The following is a 26333-nucleotide window of genomic DNA, read 5'->3' on the forward strand; positions in this document are numbered from 1 at the left end:
ACAGGGGCTGATCATGGCCGTGGGGGTGGCGGACGCGGCGCCCTGGCGGAGCGTGCTGTACCCGTCGACGTGGACGCCGGGCTACTCGCAGCCGGGCACTCCGTCGCGGTTCCTGCATGACTTCTCCTACGCGGGCTACCGGATGCGGCAGGCGGAGCCGCCGGTGCGGATGGACCGGGTGCTGGACGTGACGCAGGCGCCGTACTTCGCGGACAACACGGGCGCGTCGGACGTGACGGCGGTGTTGCAGCAGGCGCTCGACGACGCGGGGGCGGTGGCGGGCGGCGGGGTGGTGTACCTGCCCCGGGGCACGTACCGGGTGGCGCCGCCCGCGGGCAAGCCGTACGCGCTGCTCATCCATCACAGCAACGTGGTGCTGCGAGGGCAGGGCGCGACGGCCACGTTCCTCTACAACTCCGCGACGGACATGCGCAGCAAGCGCGTGGTGCAGGTGAGCCCGCGTGACACGACGGTGTCCTGGACGTCCGCTTCGACCGCGGCGACGGCGCTGACGCAGGACGCGCCCAACCAGGCGGCGCGCATCCAGCTGGCGAGCGTGTCCGGCTACACCGTGGGCACGTGGGTGGTGGTGCGGGCGGACCTGACGGCGGCGCGCAGCGGGGAGCTCAACATGGGCACGACGTGGACGTCGCTGCCCGGGCCGTCGTTCTACCGGCAGGTGGTGGCGGTGGACGCGGCCACGCGGATGCTGACGCTGGACATCCCGCTGCGCCAGGGGCTGCTGATGCGCGACAACGCGCGGGTGTACCGCGTGCCCGCGCACCTGTCGGAGGTGGGCGTGGAGCACCTGGCCATCGGCATGCGGGAGAACCCCACGCCGGGCCTGGCGGAAGAGGACTACACGGTGCAGGGCACGGGCGCGTACCAGGTGCACGAGTCCACGGTGCTCTTGATGAACCACGTGGTGGACGGGTGGGTGCGCGGCGTCAATTCCTACCGGCCGCCGTCCAACACGCAGGACGTGCACGTGCTGTCCAACGGCATCGACCTGAACTACGCGCGCAACATCACGGTGGAGGCGTGTGAAATCAACAAGCCCCAGTACAAGGGCGGGGGCGGAAACGGCTACCTGTATTCGATTCGCGGCAGCGACAGCCTGTTCAAGGACAGCGTGGCGTACGGCGGGCGGCACAACTTCGACTTCCGCTCCATGCACACCACCGGCAACGTGCTGTTCAACAACCGCGTCTCCAACGGGGAGAAGGTCTCTGACTTCCACATGCACCTGAGCGCGGCGAACCTGGTGGACAACACCACGCTGTACCAGGAGCGCTTCGAGGCCGCGGACCGCTCGCCCTACGGGACGACGAGCCACGGCGTGACGACGACGGAGAGCGTGTTCTGGAACACCAACGGGGCGAAGGCGCCGGCGTATGGAGGCTCCAGCGTGGTGCGCTCGCAGCAGTACGGGCAGGGGTATGTGATTGGGATGCGCGGCAGCGCGACGGGCGTGGACGTGGCGGTGACCACGAAGACGGCCCCGGCGGACTTCGCGGAGGTGTCCACGTCCGGGAACGAACTGGTGCCGCAGTCGCTCTACGTGGACCAGACGCAGAAGCGGCTGGGGCGCGCGGTGGAGCACGACGCGAGGGCGCTGGTGTACCAGGCGGAGAACCTGAAGCCGACGAGCACCCCGGACCCGTCGTCCACCGGCGTGGAGTCCGGGCCCGAGCTGGGCGGCATCCGCTACCACAACACGGGCGCGGTGGGGGCGAAGGTGACGTACACGCTCTATCCGCGCACGGTGGGCACGTTCGCGGTGCAGGTGCGGACCAAGCGCAACACCGGGCGCGGGCAGTACCGGCTGGACGTGAACGGGGTGGTGGTGGGCGGGACGCGGGACGAGTATTCCGCCACCACACAGTTCGCGGAGGCGGAGCTGGGGACGGTGACGTTCACGGACCTGGAGCCGAAGGCGTTCACGTTCACGACTGTTGGGAAGAACGCGGCGAGCACGGGCTACAACGTCGCGTTGGACGCCATCCGGCTGGTGCGCCAGTAGGCGAGCGTCCCGTCTCTGGGAGGCGCGAGCGGACCGGGGTATAGACGGGCGCCATGCACGTCTATGCCGTCGCGTTGGCCCAGGAGCTGGGCATCAAGCCGGAGCAGGTGGACCGGACCCTCGCACTGCACGAAGAGGGAGGCACGGTCCCCTTCATCGCGCGCTACCGCAAGGAGGCCACCGGGGGCCTGGATGAAGTGCAGATCCAGGCCATCCTGGACAGGTCCACGGAGCGCGGAGAGCTGGACGCGCGGCGCGACACCATCCTGCGCAGCATCGAGGAGCAGGGGAAGCTGACGCCGGAGCTGAAGAAGGCGCTCGAGGCGTCGCGCACCCGCGCGGAGCTGGAGGACCTGTACCTGCCGTACAAGCCCAAGCGCCGCACGCGCGCGGCCATCGCCCGGGAGAAGGGGCTGGAGCCGCTGGCGGACCTGGTGTGGAAGCAGGAGGGCCAGCGCGGGGAGAACCTGGACGCGCGCGTGAAGCCCTACGTGAGCGCGGACAAGGGCGTAGCGGACGTGGCCCAGGCGCTGGCGGGCGCGCGCGACATCTGCGCGGAGCGGGTGGCGGAGGACGCGAAGCTGCGCCGCGAGGCCCGCGACCTGTGCACGAAGCGGGGCACGCTGCGCTCGGACGTGGTGCCCGCGAAGAAGGGCGAGACGACCAAGTTCGAGAACTACTACGGCCACGAGGAGCCGCTGTCCCAGGCCCCGTCCCACCGCGTGCTGGCGCTGTTGCGCGGGGAAGAGGAGGGCGTGCTGAAGGTGAAGCTGGGCCTGCCGGACGACGAGGTGAAGGGGCTCTTCACCGGGCGCGTGGTGACGCGGCCGCAGTCGCTGTTCGCGGGGGAGTTGCGCGCGGCGGTGGAGGACGGGTGGGACCGGCTGATGGGGCCGTCGCTGGAGTCGGAGTTGCGCACGGAGCTGAAGGAGCGCGCGGACAAGGGCGCCATCGGGGTGTTTGGGGAGAACCTGCGGCACCTGCTGTTGACGGCGCCGGCGGGGGCTCGGGCGGTGCTGGCGTTGGACCCGGGGCTGCGCACGGGCATCAAGCTGGTGATGCTGGATGCGACGGGGACGGTGGTGGAGACGACGACGCTCTATTCGGAGCGGAGCGCGGACGAGCGGGCGCGCGCGGCGAAGCTGCTGGAGGCGGTGGTGCGCAAGCACAATCCGGAGCTGATCGCCGTGGGCAACGGCACGGGCAGCCGCGAGGCGGAGATCTTCACGAGGGACACGCTGAAGGCGATGGGCGTGCAGGTGCCCGTGGTGTCGGTGAGCGAGCAGGGCGCGTCCATCTACTCCGCGTCGGAGGTGGCGCGAGAGGAGTTCCCGGAGCTGGACGTGTCGCTGCGCGGAGCGGTGTCGATTGGGCGGCGCTTGCAGGACCCGCTGGCGGAGCTGGTGAAGATCGACCCGAAGAGCATCGGGGTGGGGCAGTACCAGCACGACGTGGACCAGGGGCTGTTGAAGAAGAAGCTGGGCGAGGTGGTGGACTCGTGCGTGAACGCGGTGGGCGTGGACGTGAACACGGCGTCACCGCAGCTGTTGGAGCACGTGTCCGGCGTGGGGCCGTCGCTGGCGAAGAAACTGGTGGCGCACCGGGCGGCGAAGGGGCGCTTCACGACGCGGCGGGAGCTGCTGAAGGTGAGCGGTCTGGGGCCGAAGACGTTCGAACAGGCAGCGGGCTTCCTGCGCGTGCGCGGGCCGGAGCCGCTGGATTCGAGCGCGGTGCATCCGGAGCGCTACACGGTCGTGGAGCGGATGGCGAAGGACCTGGGCGTGGACGTGGCGTCGCTGGTGGGGAACGCGGCGCTGGTGCGCAAGATTGAAGCGAAGCGCTACCTGGGGCCGGAGCTGGGAGAGCTGACGCTGAAGGACATCCTGGCGGAGCTGGAGAAGCCGAGCCGAGACCCGCGCGGTGACTTCACGGCGCACGCGACGCGGGATGACCTGCGGTCGCTGGAGGACGTGAAGGAGGGGATGGTGTTGCAGGGCGTGGTGACGAACGTGACGGCGTTTGGAGCGTTCGTGGACGTGGGCGTGCATCAGGACGGCTTGGTGCATGTGTCGCAGCTGTCGGCGCGCTTCATCAAGGATCCGTCAGAGGTGGCCAAGGTGGGCGACCGGCTGACGGTGAAGGTCCTGACCGTGGACCTGGCGCGCAAGCGTCTGGCTTTGTCCGTGAGGGCGGTGCTGGAGGGTGGGACGCCGCAGCCGTCGGGGAGGCCGGCGCAGGCGTCGAAGCCCGCCAGTGCACCGGTGCAGCAGCAGCGGCCCGCGCAGAAGCCCACGAATCAGGCTCCGGCCCAGCCGAAGAAGCCGGAGCCGTTCAACAATCCGTTCTCGAAGCTGAAGCGCTGATCGCGGACGTCACTCCGAGGGAGGGTCCCAATACGTTTCCAGCGCTTGGGACCAGAACTGCTTGGAGACGGGCGAAGCGACCGCGTCCCTCATTTGGGTGAGGAACATCCGGATTGCGTTCTTCTGGAGCGGACTCAGGCGGTCAAATCTGCGAAGGAAGAATGCGCGTAAGTCTGGCTGTGTTTCATCAGGAATGGTCAATGAGGACAGGAGAAAGTCGCGCACATCCAGATCCACGAGCGCAGCGCTGAGATAGGCCGGAAGGTAGTAGGCAAGTGCCTCCAGGCTGAACAGCGAGAGGTGCGCCGCATGGTCGCGCACCTTCTCTATTGGGACGTCCTTCCAGTGACGCCCCCCGAAGTCCCGAACGAGTTTGGGTGTCTCCCATGCACCGCGTGCATAAGCGACGCGTTTCTTTTCGGGGCGGGGAACATCCGCGAAGGCCTGTTCAATGCTCTGCCGGAGAGAGTCATCGCTCATTTGCATTGCTCGTTGGGGCTGCATTGGACGCGAATGAATTCCGTGCAACGAGCTTGCCCCCTCTCATAGTCGGTGAGGAGGCTCTTGTGCTCCGCATCGCCGCCGCGAAAGCATCGGTTCATCAAGGTCCTGCGTGCTTGAATGCAGCGCTCAAAACGATTCCATTGAACCGTCAAATCCACGCAGGACATTGTTGCGTTACAGCTCATGCTTTGCGTCTTGCATGCCGTGCCAACTGCTTTGCTCAGGTCACGCCAGACGTCCTTGGTGCAGTCTCCTGGAGGAGGCAGTGCTGCTTCTTCGGCCCGACTGTGGGACGCGAGAAGTAGGAACCCCGTGATGGCGACAAGCATCCAGCTTGAGCCCTTCATGCTGCGCCCTCCTGATCAATCCAGCGGGAACAGCCGCGCTTCCCCCGCCAGCACCTCATTGCGCGCCAGCAGTCCCGTGAATCGCTTCGTCCCGTTCCTCGCGTCGAACCGGCCCGCGATGTCTCGTGCCTGGGACTCCAGCCAGTCCTTCAGTGCTCGCGTCCCGTAGCCTCCGTCCACCGCGTGCATCGGGAATGCTCGGGGCAATCGCAGACTCACTTCGTCGCGGCCGTCCGTCACCACCTGGCCCAGCAGGAACGCCGACGCCGTGTAGAAGCTGAACCGGTCCCGGTAGCTCGCGTGCTCCAGCGCCCAGCCCAGGTGCTTCTCCAGCAGCGTCAATCCGCGCGCCAGGTTGCCTGTCAGCGCCAGGAACTCCAGGTGCTCTCCCACCGTGGAGAGGAACTCGCGGTTCTTCGCCACCATCGCGTAGCCGCGCATGTGGCAGTCCCGTGCTTCCTTCATCCGCTCCAGCTTGAAGAACGGATACAGCAGCGTGCCCAAGGTCAGGTGCGGGATCTCCGCGCAGGATTGGCGCCCGTCCAGGATGGGCTTTGCCTTCTGGATGGCCTGCTCCCACTCACCCTTGTCCACGTGGTGGTCCAGCTCGTCGTCCAGCTCGCACACGCGGCAGTCCGTCAGGTGGTCCCTGGGCGCGACCAGCCACGCCTCCCACAGGCGCTCCGCCTCCGCCGTGTCCCCCATGTCCCGCGCCATCTGGTAGCGCAGCTTCAGCGCCGCCCGCTTGCCCGCGTCCATCTTCGCGAAGCCCTGCTCCACGTCATCCAGCGCGTCGGCGATCTGCTTGCGGCTGATGTGCGGGAACTCGTCCAGCCGGCCCACCACCCACTTCTGCTTCCAGAGCATGTCCTCCGGGTCGAACCGCTGCGGATCCTTCTTCTGCTGCCCCCGGCACCACGCGAACGCCACCAGCGCCTTGTCCGGATAGCCCCCGAACGTCGCCGCGTCGATGAGCGCGTCCCGCAGCTCGTACCCCAACGGCACGTCGCCGTGCACGTCCACCAACCGCACCGCCTCCTCCAGCGCACGCACCTTCGCGTCGCCCTCCGGCAATTCGCCCGCCTGCGCGCGCAACGCCTCCACCTGCTGGTGCCAGTCCCCCATCAGTGCATCCCCCGCGAGCCCGGACCGGACGAACCACCGCCGCCACCCTCATCCAGCCGCGCCGAGATGAGCCCCAGCAGCCCGTGGTTGAGCAGCGCCATCTCCTGCGCGTTCAGCGGGTGCTGCCCCAACAGCAGCGCCTGCACGTAGAGCATCTCCACCGACAGCTTCAGCAGCTCCCGGCTCTCCACCGCCGCCAGCCTGCGCACCACCGGGTTGTGCAGGTTGAGGCAGAGCAGCGCCCGCTCCTGACCGCCCCCGCCCGCCATCACGCCGTCCAGCACGCCCGCGTACAGGTCGTCCGACTCCTCCCGAGCCCGCTCCGCGTCCCGCCGGAACGCCCCTTCCGCGTCCGAGCTGTAGAGCGTGGGCACCTCCGCCGGGAAGAACTTCTTCACCTCCACCCCACAGCGGAACGGCGCCAGAACGCCTTCCGCCAGACGCAGCAGCGGATAGACGGCCTCGCGCTCGTCCAGCGTCAGCTCCTCGAAGCTCTGCGGCAGGTCCGCCGAGGAGAACGGCGCCACCTGCGCCTCCGGCACCACGTGCGGCAGCTTCTCCAGCAGCGCCGTGTCATGCGTGTACGCCGCGTTCAGCACGCACAGCCCCTGCGCCGCCGCCACCCGCGCCACCTGACGGAACGCATCCAGTGTCGGCGTGTAGCGCACCACCGGCCACGACCGCCGGTAGTCCGCCAGCGTCATCACCCCGAGCGATGTCTCGAAAGGCAGCCAGTCGATGACCAGCCGGTAGAAGTCGTCGTCGTCCAGCGCCAGCCCCTTCACCGACAGCCCGTGCAACGCAATCAACCGCTGCAACGCCCGAGGCTGCTCGTGCGCCAGGTCCATCAGGTACTGGCGCAGGGACTGGCCCAGCGCCTCGCGCGCCTTCGCCAGCACCGCGTCCTCGTAGAAGGACTCGCGGCTCGCGGTGGGCCGCAGCCCGTTCGCGTTCACCACGCACTTCACGAAGAAGGCCCACTCCGGCAGCAGGTTCTCCGCGCTCTCCGACAGCAGCATCTGCTTCAAGTACACGCGGTGCTTCTGCTTGGCATTGAAGTGCGGCGACGCCGGCAGCACGTACGCCACGCCGTCCACGTCCCCCGCCTCCGAGCGCAGCGGAATCACATCCAGGAAGTCCGTGCCGAACACCTCGCGCCCGTACGCGAGCAGCGCCTGCCTCCGGTCCCCTGGCGTCTCGTAGAAGCGGCGCCACGGGGGACCGTCCAGGTTGAGCGCCTCCGTCTTCCCGTCCACCGTGAGCCGGACGGGGAAGGGCAAGAGGCCCCCGTAGTGCTTCGCCAGCTGGCGCACGCGCTCCGGCGTGAACCACTCCACCATGTCCGGACGGGCCACCAGGTAGACGTGCGTGCCGGGGGCGTCCAGCGGGTGCTCGGAGACGCGCACGTCGTAGGTGCCGTCGTGCCGGCCCCGCCACTCCAGCGTCCGCCCGTCCCCCTTCGCCGAGCGCGTCACCACCAGCAGCTCGTCGCACACCATGAAGCACGACAGCAGGCCGATGCCGAACTGCCCGATGAAGTCATTGCGCCGGGCTTCCAGCTGCTCGCGCTTGGAGGACTCGCCGATGGTGGCCAGGAAGCGGTGGATCTCCTCCTCCGTCAGCCCCACGCCTTCATCGGTGAAGAGCAGGGTGGGCGGCCCGCCGTCCTGCTTCTCCCGCAGCTCCAGCCCCACGGCCCCCGTCGCCTGGGGCTCCAACTGCTGGCGGGCGCGGATGGCATCCGTGGCGTTCTGGAGCAGCTCCCGCACGTAGACCCCGGGCGAGCTGTACAGGTGGTGGGACAGGAGGTCGATGACCCCACGGAGGCTGACTTGGAATCGATGGTCCACGCGGCCATCGAGCGTAGCGCGCGGATTCCTCCCCGGGGCCACAATCCCCCGCCGTGGGTGGATGAAGGCATGTGTCCTTCCCGTGGCAGGCGGACGCGCCAGCCCCCTTCCGCCTCCCTGGCGGGGTGGTATGTCGCGCCCCGGCCGTGCGGCGCCCCCGGGCGGCACGGCGGCATGTCGTCTCTTTCCTTCCTCCTGGAGTGGACAACGATGGGCAACAACCTGAAGGCAGTGGTGGTGGGCGCGGTGCTGGGCGTCACGGGCGCGGCCTTCGCGCAGGGCACTCCGACGACGCCGGCGGCCCCCAAGGCAGCGGCCAAGGCAGCGGCCAAGGCAGCCGTCGCGGGCAAGGCCGCGGCCACCTCGGGCAAGACAGAGGTGACGTGGTGGGGCCACGCCGCCTTCGTGGTGAAGACGCCGGGCGGCGCGGTCATCGCCATCGACCCGTGGCTCACCAACCCCAAGGCGCCGCAGGGCGCCACCTGGCCGGAGGCGGTGGACGCCATCCTCGTGTCCCACGGCCACTTCGACCACGTGGGCGAGACGAAGGCCCTGGCCCAGAAGACGAGCGCCAAGGTGTACGGCTCCTTCGAGCTGGTGAACCTCCTGGGCCTGCCGGAGGCGCAGGGCATGGGCGCCAACGCGGGCGGGACGTTCACGGTGAAGGACGCCACCATCCACCTGGTGGAGGCGGTGCACTCCAGCAGCTACCAGGCGGACCCGAAGGCCCCGTCGCAGTACGCCGGCGCGCCCTTGGGCTTCGTCATCCAGATCGCCAACGGCCCCACGCTGTACCACTCGGGTGACACCGGGGCCTTCGGGTCCATGGCCCTCATCGCGGAGCAGTTCAAGCCCACGGTGGCGCTGCTCCCCATTGGCGGCCACTTCACCATGGACCCCGCGCAGGCCGCCGTCGCCGCGAAGCTCTTGAAGGTGAAGTCCGTGGTGCCCATGCACTACGGCACCTTCCCCGCCCTGGCCGGCACGCCGGACGCGCTCACCACCGAGCTGAAGAAGACCCGGGCCACCACCAAGGTGCTCGCCCTGGAGCCCGGCAAGGCCACCGCGCTGTAGGCAGTCCTGACAGGTTGCGTCGACGCGCGCCCGTCCGCTCCTGGTGGACGGGCGCGCTGTTCTTTCCACCAGCCATCAGCATCCGTTGCAGGACGCCGCTGCTGGCCTGGGGCCGGGTGGCATCCCGGAGGTGACTGGGTTATTCCCCGCATCGTGCGCTTCCGGCGGGGTCCGGCCGCGCGCGTTCGAGGGGTGTACCGGTGTCGGTGCTGGTTTTTGGAAGGGGGACCTGGCTTGCCACGCTCCTGGCGGACGTGGTCTCCGCGCATGCCCAGTCCCCCACGCCCGTCCCGTCGCCCCCGATTCCCGAAACCCTCTCCAGCCGCGCCCGGGGCCGCGCCTTCCTGCGCCGCACGCTGCGGGCCTCGGGGCTCGTGTACGGCACGCCGGTGCCGCTGCCCTCGCCGGTGGACGGCGGTGAGCCCGCGGACGTCCCGGCGCGCGCCCTGGAGGACGAGTTGTTCCACGCCGTGGTGCGCACGCTGGCGCGCATGGCGCTGGACCTGGCGCGGGTGATGGACGCGCCGGAGGGCCCCCGGGTGGAGCAGCTGCTGGTGCTCTTCGCGGTGCTGGCGGGCGAGCTGGACCTGGCGGTGGCGCTGGACGCGCGGCTTCAGGCCGGGCTGCCGGTGCCCCGGCGGATGGTGGGCCGGGTGGAGGACGCGCTCGACAAGCGGGCGCCGTCGCTGGCCGGGGATCCGGTGTACGGGCTGGTGCTGCACAACGGCGCGCAGTACGCGGACGCGCAGCTGTTCTGCCGGCAGGCCATTGATTTGTTCTCGAGCGGGCGGCTGTCGCGCGCGACGGCGGAGCGGCGGCGGGACTTCGCGGCGCGGCAGAAGGCGCTCCTGGTGGACGTGCTCACCGCGCTCGCGTGCGTGGACCGCGAACCCAGCCAGCCCGCGCGCCGCGCCATCCTCCGGCAGGTGGAGGGGCTGAAGCTGCCGCACGCGCTGGAGGGCGAGGTGAAGGCCGCGGTGCGCCAGTCCTTCGAGCGCAAGCGCGACGTGCGGGACGTGGTGCGCCGCGTGCGCAGCGTGGACATGCGCCACCTGCTGCTGGAGCAGACGCTGCTGGCGGCGCTGGTGGATGGCCGGCGCACGCGGCGGGAGCGGGCCTTCATCGAAACGCTGGCGGGCGCGCTGCACGTGCCCCAGGCGGAGCTGCGCCGTCTGGAATTGGAGATGGCGGAGTTCTACGCGCGGCACCGCTCGCTGGTGGATGTCTTCACCGTGTCGGACGCGGCGGGCGCCATGGGCGAGGAACTCATGGGCGGCATGCAGGAGACGCTGGAGAAGAACTTCCACCGGCTCATGCAGGAGGCGCGCGAGACGGGCGACCTGGCGGTGCTGCTCACCAAGGCGGCGCGGCGTCAGACGCTCACCGCCGACGAGCGCCAGCGCATGCGCGCCCAGCTCATCGACGTGGCGAAGGCCATCCCCGCGCTGGCCATCTTCGCCGCGCCGGGCGGCATCCTGCTCCTGGCGGCGCTGGCGAAGGTGTTGCCCTTCAGCCTGCTGCCCAGCGCCTTCCAGGACGGGCCCGCGGTGGACCCGGACGAGGACGCCACCGGGTACGAGGTGGAGGAGTGGCCGCTCCCCGCGCCCGGCGTGTCTAGTTCGCCTCGGTGACGGTGACGCGCAGGTGCTGGGACAGCGGCGTGCCGTAGCGGGACGGCGGCACGCGGCGCACGGTCTTGTCGGTGTCCAGCGTCCACTCGGGGGCGCCCTGGTGCGGGCCCACGCCGGGCTCCTCGTCCAGCTCCGTGCCCACGTCCCACAGGTACACCTTGGCCGTGATGTCGCCCGTCAGCGGCGTGTTGTTCTTGTCGAACAGCGCGATGCCCTGCTCGTCGGTGCCGAAGAACCAGTCGTTGGACTGGCCGAACATCGTCGCGAAGGACAGCCGCTCCGCGGGGCGGGCGGTCACGGTGAACTCGTAGGCGTGGCCCGGCAGGAGCGGGCCGGGGGAGGACGCATCCACGGGGGTGTTGAAGGTGCCGGACGTGCTCACGCCCGCGGGCGGCGTGGTGGCGAAGGCGCTGGCCAGCTTCATGGCATCACCGGTCTCCGCGAGCGCCTCCAGCCCCTGGCCCCGGTCCGGTGCTCCTTCCATGAACAGCGGCGCGGCGGCGTTGTGCACGGCGAAGACGCCCGGTGACAGGGGCGTGGCCACGCCGTTGAGCGGCGTGAGCCAGGTGTGAAGCGGGGTGGCGTCGCCGCCTTCCGCGAGCGCCTCCAGCCCCTGGCCCCGGTCCGGCGCTCCTTCCGTGAAGAGGGGCTCGCTGCCCGCCGTCACCGTCCACACGCCCGGCGAGATGCGCACGGGCTTGATGCCCTCGGAGGTGCTCAGGGTGTTGCGGTCGTCGGAGACGTTCTCGATGCGCACGCTGAAGCGGCGCGTGGCCGCGTCGTGGGCCAGTTGCACGCGGATCATCGTCGTGAGGTCCGGCAGGGCGAATGGCACGCCACTGCTGAGCACGGGCCGCGTGCCCACGCGATGCACCTTGGGGTTGAAGTCCTTGATGCCCGGGCCGTCCGTGGACGTGCCCTGCTTCGGGCCGGTGTGCGCGCCCACCGCGGGCTCCTCGTCCACCTCCGTGCCCGCGTCCCAGAGGATGACCCGCGACGTGATGTTCCCGGTCAGGGGCTGTCCGTCGGCGGAGTAGAGCGGGATGCCCTGGGGCTCCGTGCCGAAGAACCAGTCGTTGGACGCACCGAACATGGTGGCGAAGGAGAGCCGGTGGTTGAGGCCGGCGGTGAAGCTGAACTCGTAGGTGTCGCCCGGGGCCAGCGGGCCCGGAGACGTGCCGCTCAGCTTCGTGTCGAAGCGGCCGGACTTGAGCTGCTGGAAGGGCGCCACGTTCTCGATGCGCACGCGGAAGCGCCGCGAGGACGGGTCGGTGTCGTCGCCGGAGCCGCAGGCGGACAGCGTGAGCAGACCGAGCGCGGCACAGGCGGCGCTTCCACGGAAGGAGCGGATGGACATGGGTGGCAGTCTCCATGGGCCTCGCGGAAATGCGAAGCCCGGCAGCGTTGCTCCCATTACGCAGGGGGGATGGCGGTGGTTACGCCAGGTGCCTGGATGGGATTGCCCGCGAGGAGGGCAGGAGCCGCGTCAGGAAGTGCTCCAGCACCGCGAGGTCGCCGGGCCGGGACGTGTGTCCCACGTAGCCATCCGGGCGCACCAGGATGAGCGCTCCCGTGCCCGTGGCCACGTCGTAGGCCCGGTGTGCGTGGCCATCCGCGTCGAGCAGGGCATTGGCTTCAGGGGATGTCCCTTTCGGGAGGACGCGGACGACGCGCACGGCGTCGCCGAAGCGTGTGTGCAGGTCCAAAGGGCCCGGACCGAAGGCGAGCAGCGTCCAGTGAGGCCCCCGGCATGCGTCGAACAGGCGGAACGGCTTGCCGTGCGCATCCACGCACGGTGCATCCGGAGCCCGGTCTCCGGCGTGCACGCGGGCCGTGTCGCCGGATGACTCGGGAGCAAGCGGACCGCCGCGATAGCTCAAGCCCAGCTGCCGCTCTTCGTCGCCCCGGCGCATGGCCTTCATGCGCCCCTGCTTCATGCCGTCATACAGCTTCGAGGACAGCCCGAGCACCCGCGCGGCGACGGGCATCCGCTCCGCCTCATAGGTGTCGAGCAGGGCCGGGTCCGCGCCCTGGATCACGTGGCCCAGCTTCCAGCCCAGGTTGTAGGCGTCCTGCACGCCGGTGTTGAGGCCCTGGCCACCGGTGGGCGGGTGCACGTGCGCGGCGTCGCCCGCGATGAAGACGCGGCCCACGCGGTAGCGGTCCACCATGCGCACGTTGGGGCGATACACGGACAGCCAGCTCGCGTCGTGCAGGCGCAGCCTGGAGCCGGGGCGCGCGGTTTCCTGGAAGCGCTGATGGAGCGCGGCCTCGGTGAGCTCCGGCACGGTGTCGCCGGGCTTCACCTGGAGGACGAACTGGAAGCGGTCCGCGCCGGGAAGCGGGCACAGCGCCACCATGCCGCGCTTCGCGAAGGGCCACACGTGCCAGTGCGTGTGTGACAGGCCCTCTACGCGCACGTCGCCCACGACCATGCGCTCCTCTTCATGGGTGACGCCATGGAGGGCCAGACCCAGTTCCTTGCGCACGCGGCTGTGTCCGCCGTCCGCGCCGACCAGATATTGAGCGCGGACGGTCTCCTCCGTGCCGTTACGCGAGAGGGTGGCGGTGACGCCGGTGCCGTCCTGGGTGAGGCCGGTGAGCGCGACGCCGAACTCCACCGTGACGCCCAGCGACGCCAGCCGGTCGCGCAGGATGCCCTCGGTGCGGTCCTGGGGGACGAGCCAGCCATTGGGGTAGGGCACGTCCGGGGTCGCGGCGCGGGGGGCCATCAGGGTCCAGCGGCCCACGACGAAGCGCCGCCAGTGGATGCGCATGCGGGGGTAGGTGGTGCCCGCGGCGAGCACGGCATCGAGCACGCCCAGGTCGTCCAGCACCTCCAGCGTGCGAGGCTGAAGCCCCTTGCCGCGAGAACCGACGAAGGGCCGAGGGGCCGCGTCCACGATGCGCACGCGAATGCCCCGGCGCGCGAGGTCACACGCGAGCGTCAGACCGGTAGGGCCAGCGCCAATGACGAGCACCGGCAGGATTGCATGGGACATGGAAGGTCTCCTGTCGCGGTGGCCCGTTCGTGGGCCAACGGCGATGGAGACAAGAATGTAAGGAACTGCTTATGTTGTCAGCTTGCGTTCCCGCCCCAGGAGCCCGGCATGCCGCGCGCGAAGCTTTCCCCTCGGAAGATGCCCACGCAGGAGCGCTCGCGCGCGACGGTGGACGCGCTGGTGCAGGCGACTGCTGACATTCTGGTCCGCGACGGCTACGCGAAGCTGACGACGAACCGCATCGCGGAGCGGGCAGGCGTCAACGTGGCCTCGCTGTACCAGTTCTTCCCCAGCAAGGAGGCGCTGGTGGCGGAGGTGAACCGCAGGCACGTGAAGGAGCAGCGCGCCGCCGCCAGGGAGGTGCTGACGACGCGGAAGTTCGACACCCTGGAGGAACTCATCCGGACGCTGGTGGCGCTGGGCTTCGCGGCGCACGCGGTGGATCCAAAGCTGCACCACGCGCTGACGGAGCAATTGCCCGCGCGTCCCGCCAGGAAGTGGGACCCGGAGGACGCGCCCATGGTGGAGGCCCTGGGCCGCTTCAGCACCGACGTGCCGGACCCGGAGCTGGCGCTGTGGCTCATCGACACGGTGTCCCACGCGGTCATCCACCGCGCGGTGGTGGAGCGCCCCGAGTCCCTGACCCCGGGGCTGCTCCAGGAGGAGCTGGTGACGCTCCTCCTGCGCTACGTGAAGCGGAAGTGACTGTCTGGCTTCAGCGGCCCGATGCCTGCGCGTCCACGGCGCCCAGCTCGTCCTTGGTGAGCTTCACCTCCGCGCCCGCGAGGTTCTCCTCCAGGTGCTTCACGGAGGACGTGCCCGGGATGGGCAGCATCACCGGCGAGCGCGCCAGCAGCCAGGAGAGGGCAATCTGCGCGGGCGTCGCGTCGTGCTTCTTCGCCACGGAGTCGAGCGTGCTCCCCGGCTTCGCCAGGCCGCCCGTCGCCAGCGGGAACCAGGGGATGAAGCCCAGGTTCTCCTTCTCGCAGTAGTCCAACACCTTCTCGTGCACGCGGTCGGTCAGGTTGTAGCGGTTCTGCACCGACACGATGTCCACCACCTTGCGCGCCCGTTCAATCTCCTCCACCGACACCTCCGACAGGCCGATGTGGCGGATCTTCCCTTCCTTCTGCAGCGCCTTCAGCTCACCCAGCGACTCCTCCACCGGGACCTTCGGGTCGATGCGGTGCAGCTGGTACAGGTCGATGCGCTCCAGCTTCAGCCGGCGCAGCGACATCTCCAGCTGCTGGCGGAGGTACTTCGGCGCGCCCACCGGGTGCCACTCATTGGGCCCCGTGCGCACCAGGCCCGCCTTGGTCGCCACCACCACGCCCTTGGCGTACGGGTGCAGGGCCTCCGCGATGATCTCCTCGCTGACGTAGGGACCGTAGGAGTCCGCCGTGTCGATGAAGTCCACGCCCAGCTCCAGCGCGCGGCGCAACACGCGCACCGCCTCCGCCCGGTCCTTGGGCGGGCCCCAGATGCCGGGGCCGGTGAGCTGCATGGCGCCGTAGCCCAGCCGGTGGACGGGCAGGTCGCCGCCCAGCTTGAAGGTGCCGCTCTTCTCCGCGGGTCGCGTCGAGGTTCCGCTCATGAGTGCTTCCTCCGTGCAGGTGAACGCCTGAATCGATGCATGTGCAGCAAATGCGTTTCCGCGAATCAGACCGTCCGGTACCGTCCGGCCAGGGTGTGGGTGGCTCCCCGCAGCAGCCCGGCCTCGGCCTTCTCCAGGGCCGCGAGGGCTTCCGCTGCTTCCAGCCCGGGGACGCAGACCGTCTCGCCGCGCTCCAGTGCGACGAGCGACGCGGTGACGACGTCCTCCGGCGACATGGTGCCGGGATAGCCGCCGTTGAACTCGGTGAAGGTCATGCCCGGGCAGACGACCTGTGCCACCACGGGCGTGCCGCGCAGCTCGCCCGCGAGCGTGCGGGTGAAGTGGACGAGGAACGCCTTCGCGCCCGCGTAGGTGGCCCGGTGGGGCAGGGGACCCGGCGGCATCGCGCCGGAGAAGGCGAGCAGGGAGGCGACGTTGATGACCGCGCCCTTGCCCCTCGCGAGCATGCCGGGCAGCGCCGCGCGCGTGGCCAGCATCGGCGCGATCATGTGCAGGTTCGCCAGCCCCTCCAGGGCCGTGGGCTCCACCTGCGCGAAGGGGCCATAGCCGCCGACGCCCGCGTTGTTGATGAGCAGGGTGACGTCCTCGCCCGCCGCGCGCCCGGCCACCCGCTGGAGGTCCGCGTGCACGGTGAGGTCCGCCCGCAGCACCTCCGCGCGGATGCCATGCGCCGCCGTCAGCTCCGCCGACAGCGCCTTCAGCCGCTCCTCCCTCCGCGCGACGAGGACGAGGTCATACCCAAGCGCCGCCAGCCGCCGGGCGTACACCGCGCCAATTCCCGCGGACGTACCCGTCACCAACGCTGTCCCTCGACTGCCTGCCATGCCTGCTCCCTGGATAGGTGAAGAGGGTGCGCGCCCGTCGCCGTCGCAATGAATGCTGGAGATGGAGACAGCCGCCGCGAAGCGCATGCCGCCCGCGCCGTACCCTCGGCCGCTGGGTAACGGGGGACGGGCAGCCGTGCAAGAAGGATGCAGGCCCGGCGGGAATCAAAGTCCAGGCGACGGTCCAGCGCGCGACGTCCACGCCGTGGCGGCACGCTTCCGTCCGGCACAGGGATGGGGTCCACGTACCGGCGTCCATAGGCCGGGACGCGCCTCCTCAGGAGCCTCGGGCATGCAGCCCGTCCCTCGAGTTGAGAAGGTGAGAGCGCTGAGGAGGCTCCCCGTCGGCGCCGCTCGGGATGAACTGGTCCGACAGTAGGACCAGTTGGAAGACCGCGACCCGGGGCCCCCCGTCGGCGGCGGTCCGTATGAACTGGTCCGACAGTCGGACCAGTTGGAAGACCGCGACCCGGGGCGCCCTGTCGGCGGCGGTCCGTATGAACTGGTCCGACAGTCGGACCAGTTGGAAGACCGCGACCCGGGGCCCCTGTCGGCGCCGCGTGGGATGAACTGGTCCGACAGTCGGACCAGTTGGGAAGCCCGCGCCGGGCAGGGGGCGCCGGATGTCCGGGGGCTGGCGCTGGGATTGCAGCCAGCGCGTCGCCGTCCACGCGCCGCGCTGCGCTCCTTCAGCCCAGTGCCTTGACCGTCGTCTCCGGGGTGTCACGGAATTGCTGGTGGTACAGCTCCGCGTAGAGCCCGCCCTTCGCGAGCAGCTCCTCGTGGTTGCCTCGCTCTGCCACGGTGCCGTGCTCCAGCACCAGGATGAGGTCCGCGTGGCGGATGGTGTTGAGCCGGTGCGCGATGACGATGCTCGTGCGGCCCGACAGCAGCTGCCCCAGCGCAAGCTGGATGAGCCCCTCCGTGCGTGTGTCGATGTTCGCCGTTGCCTCGTCGAGGATGAGCACCCGCGGATTCGCGATGACCGCGCGCGCGAACGCGAGCAGCTGCCGTTGTCCCTGGCTCAGCGTAGCGCCACCTTCGCCCAGCACGGTGTCGTAGCCCTGGGGCAGCCGGGTGATGAAGTCGTGCGCGTGCACCGCCTTCGCCGCCGCCTCCACCTCCTCGCGGGTGGCGTCCGCCTTCCCATAGGCGATGTTGTCCGCCACCTTCCCGCTGAAGAGGAATGGCTCCTGGAGCACCATGGCCATCTGCCGCCTCAGGCTTCCACGCGTCACCTGGCGCACGTCCTGTCCGTCCACGCGCACCGTGCCTCCCGTCACGTCATAGAAGCGCGGCACCAGGCTGGCCACCGTCGTCTTGCCCGCGCCCGTGCGCCCCACCAGCGCCAGCGTCTGGCCGGGCTCCAACTGGAAGGACACGTCGCGCAGCACCGGCCGCGCCGCGTCGTACCCGAAGGACACCCCCTCGAACACCACCTGGCCCTGGAGCGGCCCCAGCTCCACCGCCCCGGATGCGTCCGGCGGCTCCGGCGTCTCGTCGAGGATGGCGAAGATGCGCTCCGCCCCCGCCAGCGCGGACTGCATCAGCGCGGCCACCGACGCGGCCAGCTGCACCGGCCGGAAGAACTGCTGCACGTAGATGAGGAACGCCGCCACGCCGCCCACCGTGAGCTGCCCGCTCAGCGCCAACGCGCCGCCGTAGCCAATCACGAGCGCCGTGGACAGCGTGGAGAGCAGGTCGATGGCCGGCGAGAACGCGGACGTGATGCCCACCGCCGCCACGTTCGCGTCGCGGTTGGCCGCGTTGCGGCCGCGGAAGCGCTCGATGTTCTTCTCCGTGCGGTTGAACGCCTGCGCCTGCCGCACGCCTCCAATCTCCTCCTGGAGGTTCGCCGTCACGTCGCCCACCGTCTGCCGCGTCTTGCGGTAGGCATTGCGCGCCCGCGACGCGAAGAACCACGTGGTGAGCACGATGGCGGGGATGAGCGAGAAGCACGCCAGCGCCAGGCGCGCGTTGAGCGCGAACATCGCCACGAGCACGCCCACCAGCCCCAGCAGCGACCCCAGCAGCTGCGTCAGCCCCTGCGCGAAGAGCTGGTTGAGCGTGTCCACGTCGCTGAGCAGGCGGCTCATCAGGTCGCCCAGCGGACGGCGGTCAAACCATGACAGCGGCAGTTGCTGGAGCCGCGCGAAGAGGCGCTGGCGCAGGTCCGCCAGCACGTGCTGCCCCGCGTGGCCCACCCGCCGCGTCTGCGCCTGCTGCGACACCAGCCCCACGGCGTAGACGACGAACAGCAGCCCCAGCGTCTTGAGCAGCCCCCAGCCGTCCCCCGCGCCGATGTCGTGGTCGATGGCCCGGCTCATCAGGTACGGCCCCAGCGCCTGGGACGCCGCGCCCACCAGGATGAAGACCATGGCCGCGGCGAGCATGCGCGTGTGCGGACGCAGCTCGCCCAGCAGCCGGCGCAGCACCTTCCCGCGCTGCTTCGCGCGGCCCGCCTCCAGCTCCGCCATCGCCTCGATGCTTCCGGGCCGCCTCATGCCACCTCCTCCTGACGCGGCGGCAGCAGCTGCGACCCGAGGATGTCGTTGTACAGCTCGCTGGTGGCCTTCAGTTCCTCGTGGTGGCCCTTCGCGGCGATGCGCCCCTCGTCCAGCACCAGGATGAGGTCCGCGTCCCTCACGGTGCTGATGCGCTGGGCGATGACGATGGCCGTCCTGCGCTTGTCCCGCATCAGCGCGTCCAGCGCGCCCTGGATGGCGGTCTCCGTGCGCGCGTCCACCGCGGACGTGCTGTCGTCCAGGATGAGCAGGCGCGGGTCGGTGAGCAGCGCCCGCGCGATGGCCAGCCGCTGCCGCTGCCCGCCGGAGAGCCCCACGCCGCGCTCGCCCACCACCGTGTCGTAGCCCTGGGGCAGCTCGCGGATGAACTCCGCCGCCTGGGCCGCCTCCGCCGCGGCCTCCACCTGGGCCTGCGTCGCCTCCGGGCGCCCGTAGGCGATGTTCTCCCGCACCGTGCCGGAGAACAGCAGCGCGTCCTGGAGCACCACGCCGATCTGCGAGCGCAGGCTCGCGAGCGTCACGTCCCGCACGTCCTGTCCGTCCAGCAGCACCGCGCCCCCGGTGACGTCGTAGAAGCGGGGCAGCAGGTTGATGAGCGTGCTCTTGCCGGAGCCGGTGGTGCCCAGCACCGCCACCAGCTGCCCGGGCTCCAGCGTCACGCTCACTCCGCGCAGGATCTCCCTCTCGCTGCCCGCGTAGCGGAAGCGCACGTCGCGCAGCTCGATGCGGCCCTGCAGCTGCGGCAGCGCCACCGCGCCCGGGCGGTCCGTCACCTCCACCGCCGTGTCGAGCAGCTCGAAGAGGCGCTGCGCGGACGCGCTCGCCCGCGACAGGCTGGCCGCGATGAAGCCCAGCGTCATCAGGGGCATCAGCAGGAAGGCCAGGTAGCTGTTGAAGGCCACCAGCTCCCCCAGCGTCAGCCGCTGGTGGAAGATGCGCCAGCCGCCCACGCCTATCACCATCAGCATGCCCAGGTTGGCGAAGAAGGTGACGAAGGGGAAGTTGCTGGCCAGCGCGTCCACCACCCGCAGGTTCTTCTCCTTCAGCTCCGCGTTCGTCTTCCCATAGCGCTCCAGCTCCCGCGCCTCGGCGGAGAAGGCGCGCACCACGCGCAGCCCGCGCAGGTCCTCCTGGAGCGTGGTGTTGAGTGAGCCCAGCAGCGCCTGGAGCTGGCCGAACAGCGGCCGCATCTTCCGGATGAAGATGCGCAGCACCACCACGATGGGCGCCACCGGCGCGAACGCCGCCAGCGCCAGCACCGGATCCAGGTACAGCAGCAGCCCCGCGCAGCCCACCAGCATCGCCGCCGCCGCGGCGAACTGCACGATGCCGCTGCCCACGAAGGTGCGCACCGCCTCCACGTCGCTCGTCAGCCGCGTGAGCAGCTGCCCCGTCTGCGCCTGGTCGTAGTAGCTGAAGGACAGCCGCTGGATGCGCGCGAAGAGCGCGTCGCGCAGGTCGAACGCCACGCCCTGCGACGCGCGCTCCGCCAGGTAGCCCTGGAGGAAGTTGAACAGGCCGCGCCCCAGCGCGATGGCGACCAGTCCTCCCACCGCCAGCCACACGGGCCGCTGCTCACCCCGGGCGAGCCCCTGGTCAATGGCGATGCGGATCATCTGCGGCGCGCCCAGGTTCGCCACGGAGACGAGCAGCAGCGACAGCAGTGCCCCCAACGCCTCCAGGCGGTAGCGGCGCAGATAGCCCAGCGCCCGCAGGATGGGGGGGCGGCCGGATGCGGGTGGCGCGGACGTGCTCACGTGGGACCTGGACCCTGCCTTCCCGCCCGGGAAGGCGCGCGCATGATGGGCGCCCCACCGCGCCGCTTCAAGCACCACGCATGTCGCGAAACGACGGTTGCGCGCCGCGCCACGGCCCGTTACGTGGGCCGCCTTTCCTCCCGCTTCGTCACGAGGTGAACGTCATGGAATACCGGCAGCTGGGTGGTTCTGGTTTCAAGGTCCCCGTCCTCAGTCTGGGCACGGGCACGTTCGGCGGCTCGGGTGAGTTCTTCAAGGGCTTCGGGTCCAGCGACGTGAAGGAGGCCACGCGGCTCGTGGACATCGCGCTGGACGCGGGCGTGAACATGTTCGACTCCGCGGACGGCTACTCCGCCGGGCTCGCGGAGGAGATCCTGGGCAAGGCGCTGGAGGGACGGCGCGACAAGGCCATCATCTCCACCAAGGCCACCTTCCGCGCGGGGGAGGGCCCCAACGACGTGGGCTCCTCGCGCTTCCACCTCACGCGCGCCGTGGAGGCCGCGCTGCGCCGGCTGAAGACGGACTACATCGACCTGTTCCAGCTCCACGCCTTCGACGCGGTGACGCCGGTGGAGGAGGTCCTCAACACGCTGGACGGCTTCGTGCGCGCGGGGAAGATCCGCTACATCGGCTGCTCCAACTTCTCCGGCTGGCACCTGATGAAGTCGCTGGCCGTGTCGGAGCGCTACAACCTGGCGCGCTACGTGGCCCACCAGGCGTACTACTCGCTCGTGGGCCGCGACTACGAGTGGGAGCTGATGCCGCTCGCGCAGGACCAGAAGGTGGGCGCGGTGGTGTGGAGCCCGCTGGGCTGGGGACGGCTGACGGGCAAGCTGCGCCGGGGCGCTCCGAAGCCGGAGACGAGCCGCCTGAACAACCCCGCCACCGCGGCCGGCGGCCCCCAGGTGCCGGAGGAGTACCTCTTCAAGGTCGTGGACGCGCTCGACGCCGTGGCCCAGGAGACGGGCAAGACGGTGCCGCAGGTGGCGCTCAACTGGGTGCTCCAGCGGCCCACGGTGTCGAACGTCATCGTCGGCGCGCGCACGGAGGAGCAGCTGCGCCAGAACCTGGGCGCCATCGGGTGGAACCTCACGCCCGCGCAGGTGGCCACGCTGGACGCCGCCAGCACGGTGCCCTGGCCGTACCCGTACTTCCACCAGCGCCAGTTCCACGAGCGCAACCCGTTCCCCGTGACGTGAGCGGGGCGTGAAGGGGGAGGCGGCCGGGGCCTGTGCGCGCCCGGCTCCGTCCGGAGGGCAGGTTCATTGTCCTCCCGGGCGATGCACCTCACACCCATGTCCCTCAAAGAATACAAGCCCGGCAGTCCCTTCCCCGGCGTCATCGGCCGCACCTGGGAGCAGTCGTCTCCCGCGTGGCCTTCCCCCCTGCGCTCGAAGCCGGGCGCGCCCAACGTCCTGTTCATCATCCTGGATGACACGGGCTTCGGGCACCTGGGCTGCTACGGCTCGCCCATCCGCACGCCGAACCTGGACCGGCTGGCGAAGGGCGGGCTGCTCTACAACAACATGCACACCACCGCGCTGTGCTCGCCCACGCGCTCGTGCATCCTCACCGGCCGCAACCACCACTCCAACGGGATGGCCACCATCACCGAAACGTCGCTGGGCTACCCCGGCTACAACGGCACCATCCCCTTCGAGAACGGCTTCCTCTCCGAGATGCTGATGGAGGCCGGCTACAACACGTATGCCATTGGCAAGTGGCACCTGACCCCCGCGGAGCAGACGAGCGCCGCCGGGCCGTACTCGCGCTGGCCGCTGGGCCGCGGCTTCGAGCGCTTCTATGGCTTCCTGGGCGGTGACACGCACCAGTACTACCCGGACCTCATCCACGACAACCACGCCATCCGCCCGCCCGGCACTCCAGAAGAGGGCTACCACCTCACCCCGGACCTGGTGGACAAGGCCATCGACTGCATCGCGGACACCAAGCAGGTCGCGCCCGACAAGCCCTTCTTCCTCTACTTCGCCACCGGCGCCATGCACGCGCCCCACCACGTCCCCCGCGAGTGGGCGGACGGCTACGCGGGCCAGTTCGACGACGGCTGGGACGCCTACCGCCAGCGCGTCTTCGCGAAGCAGCTGGAGCTGGGCGTGGTCCCCCAAGGCACGCAGCTGTCCCGGCACGACCCCGACGTGCAGGACTGGGATTCTCTGCCCCCCGAGGAGAAGCACCTCTACGCGCGGATGATGGAGGTGTTCGCGGGCTTCCTGGAGCACACGGACCACCACATCGGCCGGCTGCTCAAGTTCCTGGAGGACACGGGCGAATTGGACAACACGCTCATCATGGTGCTGTCCGACAACGGGGCCAGCGCCGAGGGCGGGCCGCACGGCTCCGTGAACGAGCTGAAGTTCTTCAACAACGCGCCGGAGTCGCTGGAGCAGAACCTGGCGGCGCTGGAGGACCTGGGTGGCCCGAAGTACTTCAACCACTACCCGTGGGGCTGGGCCTGGGCGGGGGACACGCCGTTCCGCCGCTGGAAGCGCGAGACGTACCGGGGCGGCACCACCGACCCGTTCCTCGTCCACTGGCCCCGGGGCATCCAGGCGAAGGGCGAGGTGCGCACGCAGTACGCGCACGCCATCGACATGGTGCCCACGGTGCTGGACTGCCTGGGCCTGGAGCCGCTGGCGGAGATCCGCGGCGTCACCCAGTCACCCCTGGAGGGCATCAGCTTCCGGCACACGTTCAACGACGGGAACGTCGAGAGCCGCCACCGCACGCAGTACTTCGAGATGTTCAGCTCGCGCGCCATCTACCATGACGGCTGGCGCGCGGTGTGCCCGTTCCCCGGCCCGTCCTTCGCCGAGGCCGGAGAGGCATTCGGCCAGTCGCTGCTCGACGAGGCCCGGCTGCGCGAGCTGGATGCGCACGGCTGGGAGCTGTACCACGTGGCGGAGGACTGCTCCGAGACGAAGAACGTCGCGGAGGAGAACCGGGGCAAGCTCATCGAGATGATCGCCCTCTGGTACGCGGAGGCCGGGCGCTACCAGGTGTTCCCGCTCGCGTCGCCCACGCTCACCGTGTTCGCCCTGGAGCGCCCGCAGCTCACGAAGGACCGCACGCGCTACGTGTACCGGCCGCATACGTCTCCGGCACCGGAGAACGCCGCGGTGCACGTGCTCAACCGGCCCCACACCCTCACCGCGGACGCGGAGGTGACGGCCGGCACGGAGGGCGTGCTGCTCAGCCACGGCGGCCTCACCGGGGGATACACGTTCTTCATCCAGGACCGGAAGCTGCACTACGTCTACAACTACGTCGGCGAGCAGGAGTTCCACATCGAGTCGGCGGTGGACGTGCCGGAGGGGCGCTCGGAGCTGAAGTTCGAGTTCGAACCCACCGGCAAGGCGGAGCCGGCCCTGGGGCGGGGCGCTCCCGGACGCGGCCGGCTCTACATCAACGGGGACCTGGTGGCCCAGAGCGACATCGGCGTCACCATGCCGGTGATCCTCAGCCTGGGCGAGGGGCTCACCTGCGGCCGGGACGAGAACTCGCCCGTGAGCGAGCGCTACTCCTCACCCTTCGAGTTCACCGGGACCCTCCACCAGGTGACGGTGGACGTCGCCGGGGAGCAGGTCCGCGACACGAAGGCCGAACAGAAGGTGGCCATGGCGAAGCAGTGAAACGAAAAAGGCCCGGACGGGAGCCGTCAAGACTCCCGCCCGGGCCTGGAACTTCAGCGGACTACTTCGTCACGCCCACGGCGGTCCAGGCCTCGGCGACCTTCTTCGCCTCGACGGAGTCCTTGCCGTACAGGTCCGTGGCGGCCTTGATGGTGGCGGCGCGGGCCTGGGAGAAGTTCGTCTGCGGCGTCATGTACGTGGTGAGCGCGCGGCCGAAGACCTTGAGGCTCTTCTCCATGCCGATGCCGTCCTTCACCTCGATGCCGGACGTCTTGTTCTTGCCGCCCTCGGTGAGCAGGAAGAAGGCGTTGTTCGCGATGCCGCTGGAGCCGTGGACCTCCGTCATCTTCGGGTAGTTCTTGTAGTTGTCGATGGAGTAGCCGTCCGCCGTCGGGTCGTTCATGTAGCGGAGGGCGTCCGTGTTGTCGCCGTTCTTGGGCGTCCACGCGTCCTCGCCCACCGCCCAGTCGAACTTCACGGCCTGGTTCTTCTGGCTGGCGAACCACTCCACGCCGGTGCCCATGATGTCGCTGAAGGACTCGTTGAGGCCGCCGGACTCGCCCTCGTACTCCAGGCCCGCGGTGCGCTCGGTGAGGCCGTGGGTGATTTCGTGGCCCGCGATGTCCAGCGTGGTGAGCGGGCCGGAGTCACGGCCGTCGCCGTCGCCGTACTGCATCTTCTCGCCGTCCCAGAACGCGTTCACCAGGTTCACGTCGGTGTGCACGTAGGAGACGAGCTTCTCCCCCTTGCCGTCGATGGAGTCGCGGCCGAGGACTTCCTTGTAGAAGTCGTAGGTCATCTCCGCGCCGTAGTGCGCGTCCACCGCGGTGGCGGCGCGCGACGGGTCGGTCTTCTCGCCCCAGGCGTCGTTGTTGTCGGTGAAGCCCGTGGTGCCGGACGCCTCGGCCTTGTTCTTCGCGTCGTACGTCACGATGCCCTTGCCGCGCGTCTTGTCATCCAGCGAGAACGTGCCGTCCTTGTTCTTCGTGGTCTGGATGTCGACCTTGCCGCTGTACATCGTCTGGTCGTCCGCCACGCGGCCCGCGCTGCCCGGCGTGGTGGGCGTCGTCGGCGTGGTGGGCGTCGCGGGCTTGCCCTGGGTGCCCTCCGCGCGCTTCGCGTTGGTCGTGCGGTCCAGGTGGCTGATGGTGTTGTACTGCTTGAGGGACTCGCCAGTGTTCGCGTCGATGAAGTAGTTCATCGAGCGCGGGTCCTTGCCGGTGGACACGGACGTGTCCGTGAGCGTCACGTGGTAGGCGGCGCGGTACTGGCCGTCCTTGCCCTTCACGATGACCTTCTCCGCGGTGGGCGCGCGCGTCGTGTCGCCGTTGAAGTCCTTCTGCGCCACCGCCAGCGCGTCCTTCGCGTTCAGCTTCGTGGGCGCCTTGCCCAGGCCCGCGGGGATGTTGGACACGTCGCCCGTCAGGCTGTCGAACTGACCCTTCGCGTCCAGGTGGCCGATGATCTGCTCACCGGCGACCTTCACGCCCTCGTGCATGCGGTCCATGCGCACGTGCGTCATGCCCAGCTGGTCCCGCTCCACCGTGCGCGGCGAGAACGACGTGCCGCCCGTGATGCCGGTCAGCTGCGGGTTCTTCTGGTTCACATACGCCACCGTCTGCTGCACGGCCTGCTGCGCCTGGGGGCTGGCGAGGTCCACCGGGCCCGGCGTCAGCTTCTGCCCCACGCCGTTCAGCGCCACCGTGGCCTTCGCCTTGGAGGGCGCGCCCGCGCTGAAGCTGGACTGCGAGCTCATGCCCACCGGGCCCTGCGGCTTCACGGTGTTCACCGGCTTCGTGTCGGTGCGGGTCTGGGTGGCGGCAACGGGCTTCGACAGGTCGGTGCGCAGGGCCATGGGGGCGTGCTTTCGGGGGGAAGGTGAAGCGGACAAATTGATTCTCGTGTCAGCCGCCAGGATGTTGCGTGTGGGTGGCTGCTTACACGGTCATGAGTGGGTCCATCCTCATGAATTCACAGGTGAAGTGTTCGTCCCACATCTGTTCCGGAAACACATTCCGACCGGTAGGTAGGCAGGTGTGCCGG

Annotated in this window: 18 protein-coding genes; 7 read left to right on the top strand and 11 right to left on the bottom strand. The window is 69.8% G+C overall.

The features are described 5' to 3' along the window. The first annotated feature begins 7 nt into the window (after window positions 1–7). On the top strand, window positions 8–2023 hold the full coding sequence (locus tag D7W81_RS09655) for a glycosyl hydrolase family 28-related protein (protein WP_244227102.1): 2016 nt from the start codon (window positions 8–10) through the stop codon (window positions 2021–2023). A 53-nt stretch (window positions 2024–2076) separates the two neighbouring features. Next, on the top strand, window positions 2077–4386 hold the full coding sequence (locus D7W81_RS09660) for a Tex family protein (RefSeq protein ID WP_120555050.1): 2310 nt from the start codon (window positions 2077–2079) through the stop codon (window positions 4384–4386). Between the two features lie 9 nt (window positions 4387–4395). On the opposite strand, the gene D7W81_RS09665 is transcribed toward D7W81_RS09660, so the two are convergent. The 4 genes from D7W81_RS09665 to D7W81_RS09680 are packed head-to-tail and all read right to left on the bottom strand — an operon-like array spanning window position 4396 to window position 8212. Continuing rightward, window positions 4396–4866, bottom strand: a complete 471-nt coding sequence (locus D7W81_RS09665) for a DUF6714 family protein (protein ID WP_147445411.1) — start codon at window positions 4864–4866, stop codon at window positions 4396–4398. Next, entirely contained in the window at window positions 4863–5237 is a 375-nt protein-coding gene (locus D7W81_RS44375; RefSeq protein WP_120555052.1) for a hypothetical protein, read from the bottom strand. The genes D7W81_RS09665 and D7W81_RS44375 overlap by 4 nt, the downstream gene beginning before the upstream one ends. A 15-nt stretch (window positions 5238–5252) precedes the next feature. Beyond that, the gene (locus D7W81_RS09675; protein ID WP_120555053.1) at window positions 5253–6365 is read right to left on the bottom strand and encodes a hypothetical protein; all 1113 of its coding nucleotides are present in this window, start codon (window positions 6363–6365) and stop codon (window positions 5253–5255) included. Continuing rightward, a complete protein-coding gene (locus D7W81_RS09680; protein ID WP_120555054.1) occupies window positions 6362–8212 on the bottom strand; it encodes an HSP90 family protein in 1851 nt (616 codons plus the stop codon). Before D7W81_RS09680 ends, D7W81_RS09675 begins: the two co-directional genes overlap by 4 nt. A 210-nt stretch (window positions 8213–8422) precedes the next feature. Here D7W81_RS09680 and D7W81_RS09685 point away from each other — a divergent pair, with 210 nt between their 5' ends. Together D7W81_RS09685 and D7W81_RS09690 are read left to right on the top strand one after the other, a co-directional pair. Continuing rightward, window positions 8423–9286, top strand: coding sequence for a metal-dependent hydrolase (locus D7W81_RS09685; protein WP_120555055.1), 864 nt, complete (start codon window positions 8423–8425; stop codon window positions 9284–9286). 200 nt (window positions 9287–9486) lie between these two features. Then, on the top strand, window positions 9487–10917 hold the full coding sequence (locus D7W81_RS09690) for a TerB family tellurite resistance protein (protein WP_244227098.1): 1431 nt from the start codon (window positions 9487–9489) through the stop codon (window positions 10915–10917). On the opposite strand, the gene D7W81_RS09695 is transcribed toward D7W81_RS09690, so the two are convergent. Together D7W81_RS09695 and D7W81_RS09700 are read right to left on the bottom strand one after the other, a co-directional pair. After that, window positions 10901–12274, bottom strand: coding sequence for a spondin domain-containing protein (locus tag D7W81_RS09695; protein WP_158621510.1), 1374 nt, complete (start codon window positions 12272–12274; stop codon window positions 10901–10903). The genes D7W81_RS09690 and D7W81_RS09695 overlap by 17 nt on opposite strands. A gap of 79 nt (window positions 12275–12353) precedes the next feature. Beyond that, a complete protein-coding gene (locus D7W81_RS09700; RefSeq protein WP_120555057.1) occupies window positions 12354–13919 on the bottom strand; it encodes an FAD-dependent oxidoreductase in 1566 nt (521 codons plus the stop codon). Between the two features lie 108 nt (window positions 13920–14027). Here D7W81_RS09700 and D7W81_RS09705 point away from each other — a divergent pair, with 108 nt between their 5' ends. Then, window positions 14028–14624 carry a TetR/AcrR family transcriptional regulator gene (locus tag D7W81_RS09705; RefSeq protein ID WP_158621512.1) on the top strand — a complete coding sequence of 199 codons (597 nt, stop codon included), beginning with the start codon at window positions 14028–14030 and terminating at the stop codon, window positions 14622–14624. 10 nt (window positions 14625–14634) lie between these two features. On the opposite strand, the gene D7W81_RS09710 is transcribed toward D7W81_RS09705, so the two are convergent. The 4 genes from D7W81_RS09710 to D7W81_RS09725 all read right to left on the bottom strand — a co-directional run bounded on the left by D7W81_RS09710 (window position 14635) and on the right by D7W81_RS09725 (window position 20640). Continuing rightward, window positions 14635–15513 (bottom strand): aldo/keto reductase, encoded by an 879-nt coding sequence (locus tag D7W81_RS09710; RefSeq protein WP_120555059.1) that lies wholly within the window; start codon window positions 15511–15513, stop codon window positions 14635–14637. A 65-nt stretch (window positions 15514–15578) separates the two neighbouring features. Then, window positions 15579–16331, bottom strand: coding sequence for an SDR family NAD(P)-dependent oxidoreductase (locus tag D7W81_RS09715; RefSeq protein ID WP_244227100.1), 753 nt, complete (start codon window positions 16329–16331; stop codon window positions 15579–15581). Window positions 16332–17047: 716 nt separating this feature from the next. Continuing rightward, window positions 17048–18862 carry an ABC transporter ATP-binding protein gene (locus D7W81_RS09720; RefSeq protein ID WP_208721232.1) on the bottom strand — a complete coding sequence of 605 codons (1815 nt, stop codon included), beginning with the start codon at window positions 18860–18862 and terminating at the stop codon, window positions 17048–17050. Further along, a complete protein-coding gene (locus D7W81_RS09725; RefSeq protein ID WP_120555062.1) occupies window positions 18859–20640 on the bottom strand; it encodes an ABC transporter ATP-binding protein in 1782 nt (593 codons plus the stop codon). The genes D7W81_RS09720 and D7W81_RS09725 overlap by 4 nt, the downstream gene beginning before the upstream one ends. Before the next feature lie 164 nt (window positions 20641–20804). On the opposite strand from D7W81_RS09725, the gene D7W81_RS09730 reads away from it, so the two are divergent. Together D7W81_RS09730 and D7W81_RS09735 are read left to right on the top strand one after the other, a co-directional pair. Next, entirely contained in the window at window positions 20805–21839 is a 1035-nt protein-coding gene (locus D7W81_RS09730; RefSeq protein WP_120555063.1) for an aldo/keto reductase, read from the top strand. A 96-nt stretch (window positions 21840–21935) separates the two neighbouring features. Continuing rightward, complete coding sequence (locus tag D7W81_RS09735) at window positions 21936–24290, top strand: arylsulfatase (RefSeq protein WP_120555079.1); 2355 nt, start codon at window positions 21936–21938, stop codon at window positions 24288–24290. Window positions 24291–24351: 61 nt separating this feature from the next. Here D7W81_RS09735 and D7W81_RS09740 read toward each other — a convergent pair whose 3' ends face one another. Continuing rightward, entirely contained in the window at window positions 24352–26145 is a 1794-nt protein-coding gene (locus D7W81_RS09740) for a M4 family metallopeptidase (RefSeq protein WP_120555064.1), read from the bottom strand. Between the last annotated feature and the right edge of the window lie 188 nt (window positions 26146–26333).

The organism is Corallococcus aberystwythensis (genome assembly GCF_003612165.1).
In the GTDB taxonomy this organism is placed as follows: domain Bacteria; phylum Myxococcota; class Myxococcia; order Myxococcales; family Myxococcaceae; genus Corallococcus; species Corallococcus aberystwythensis.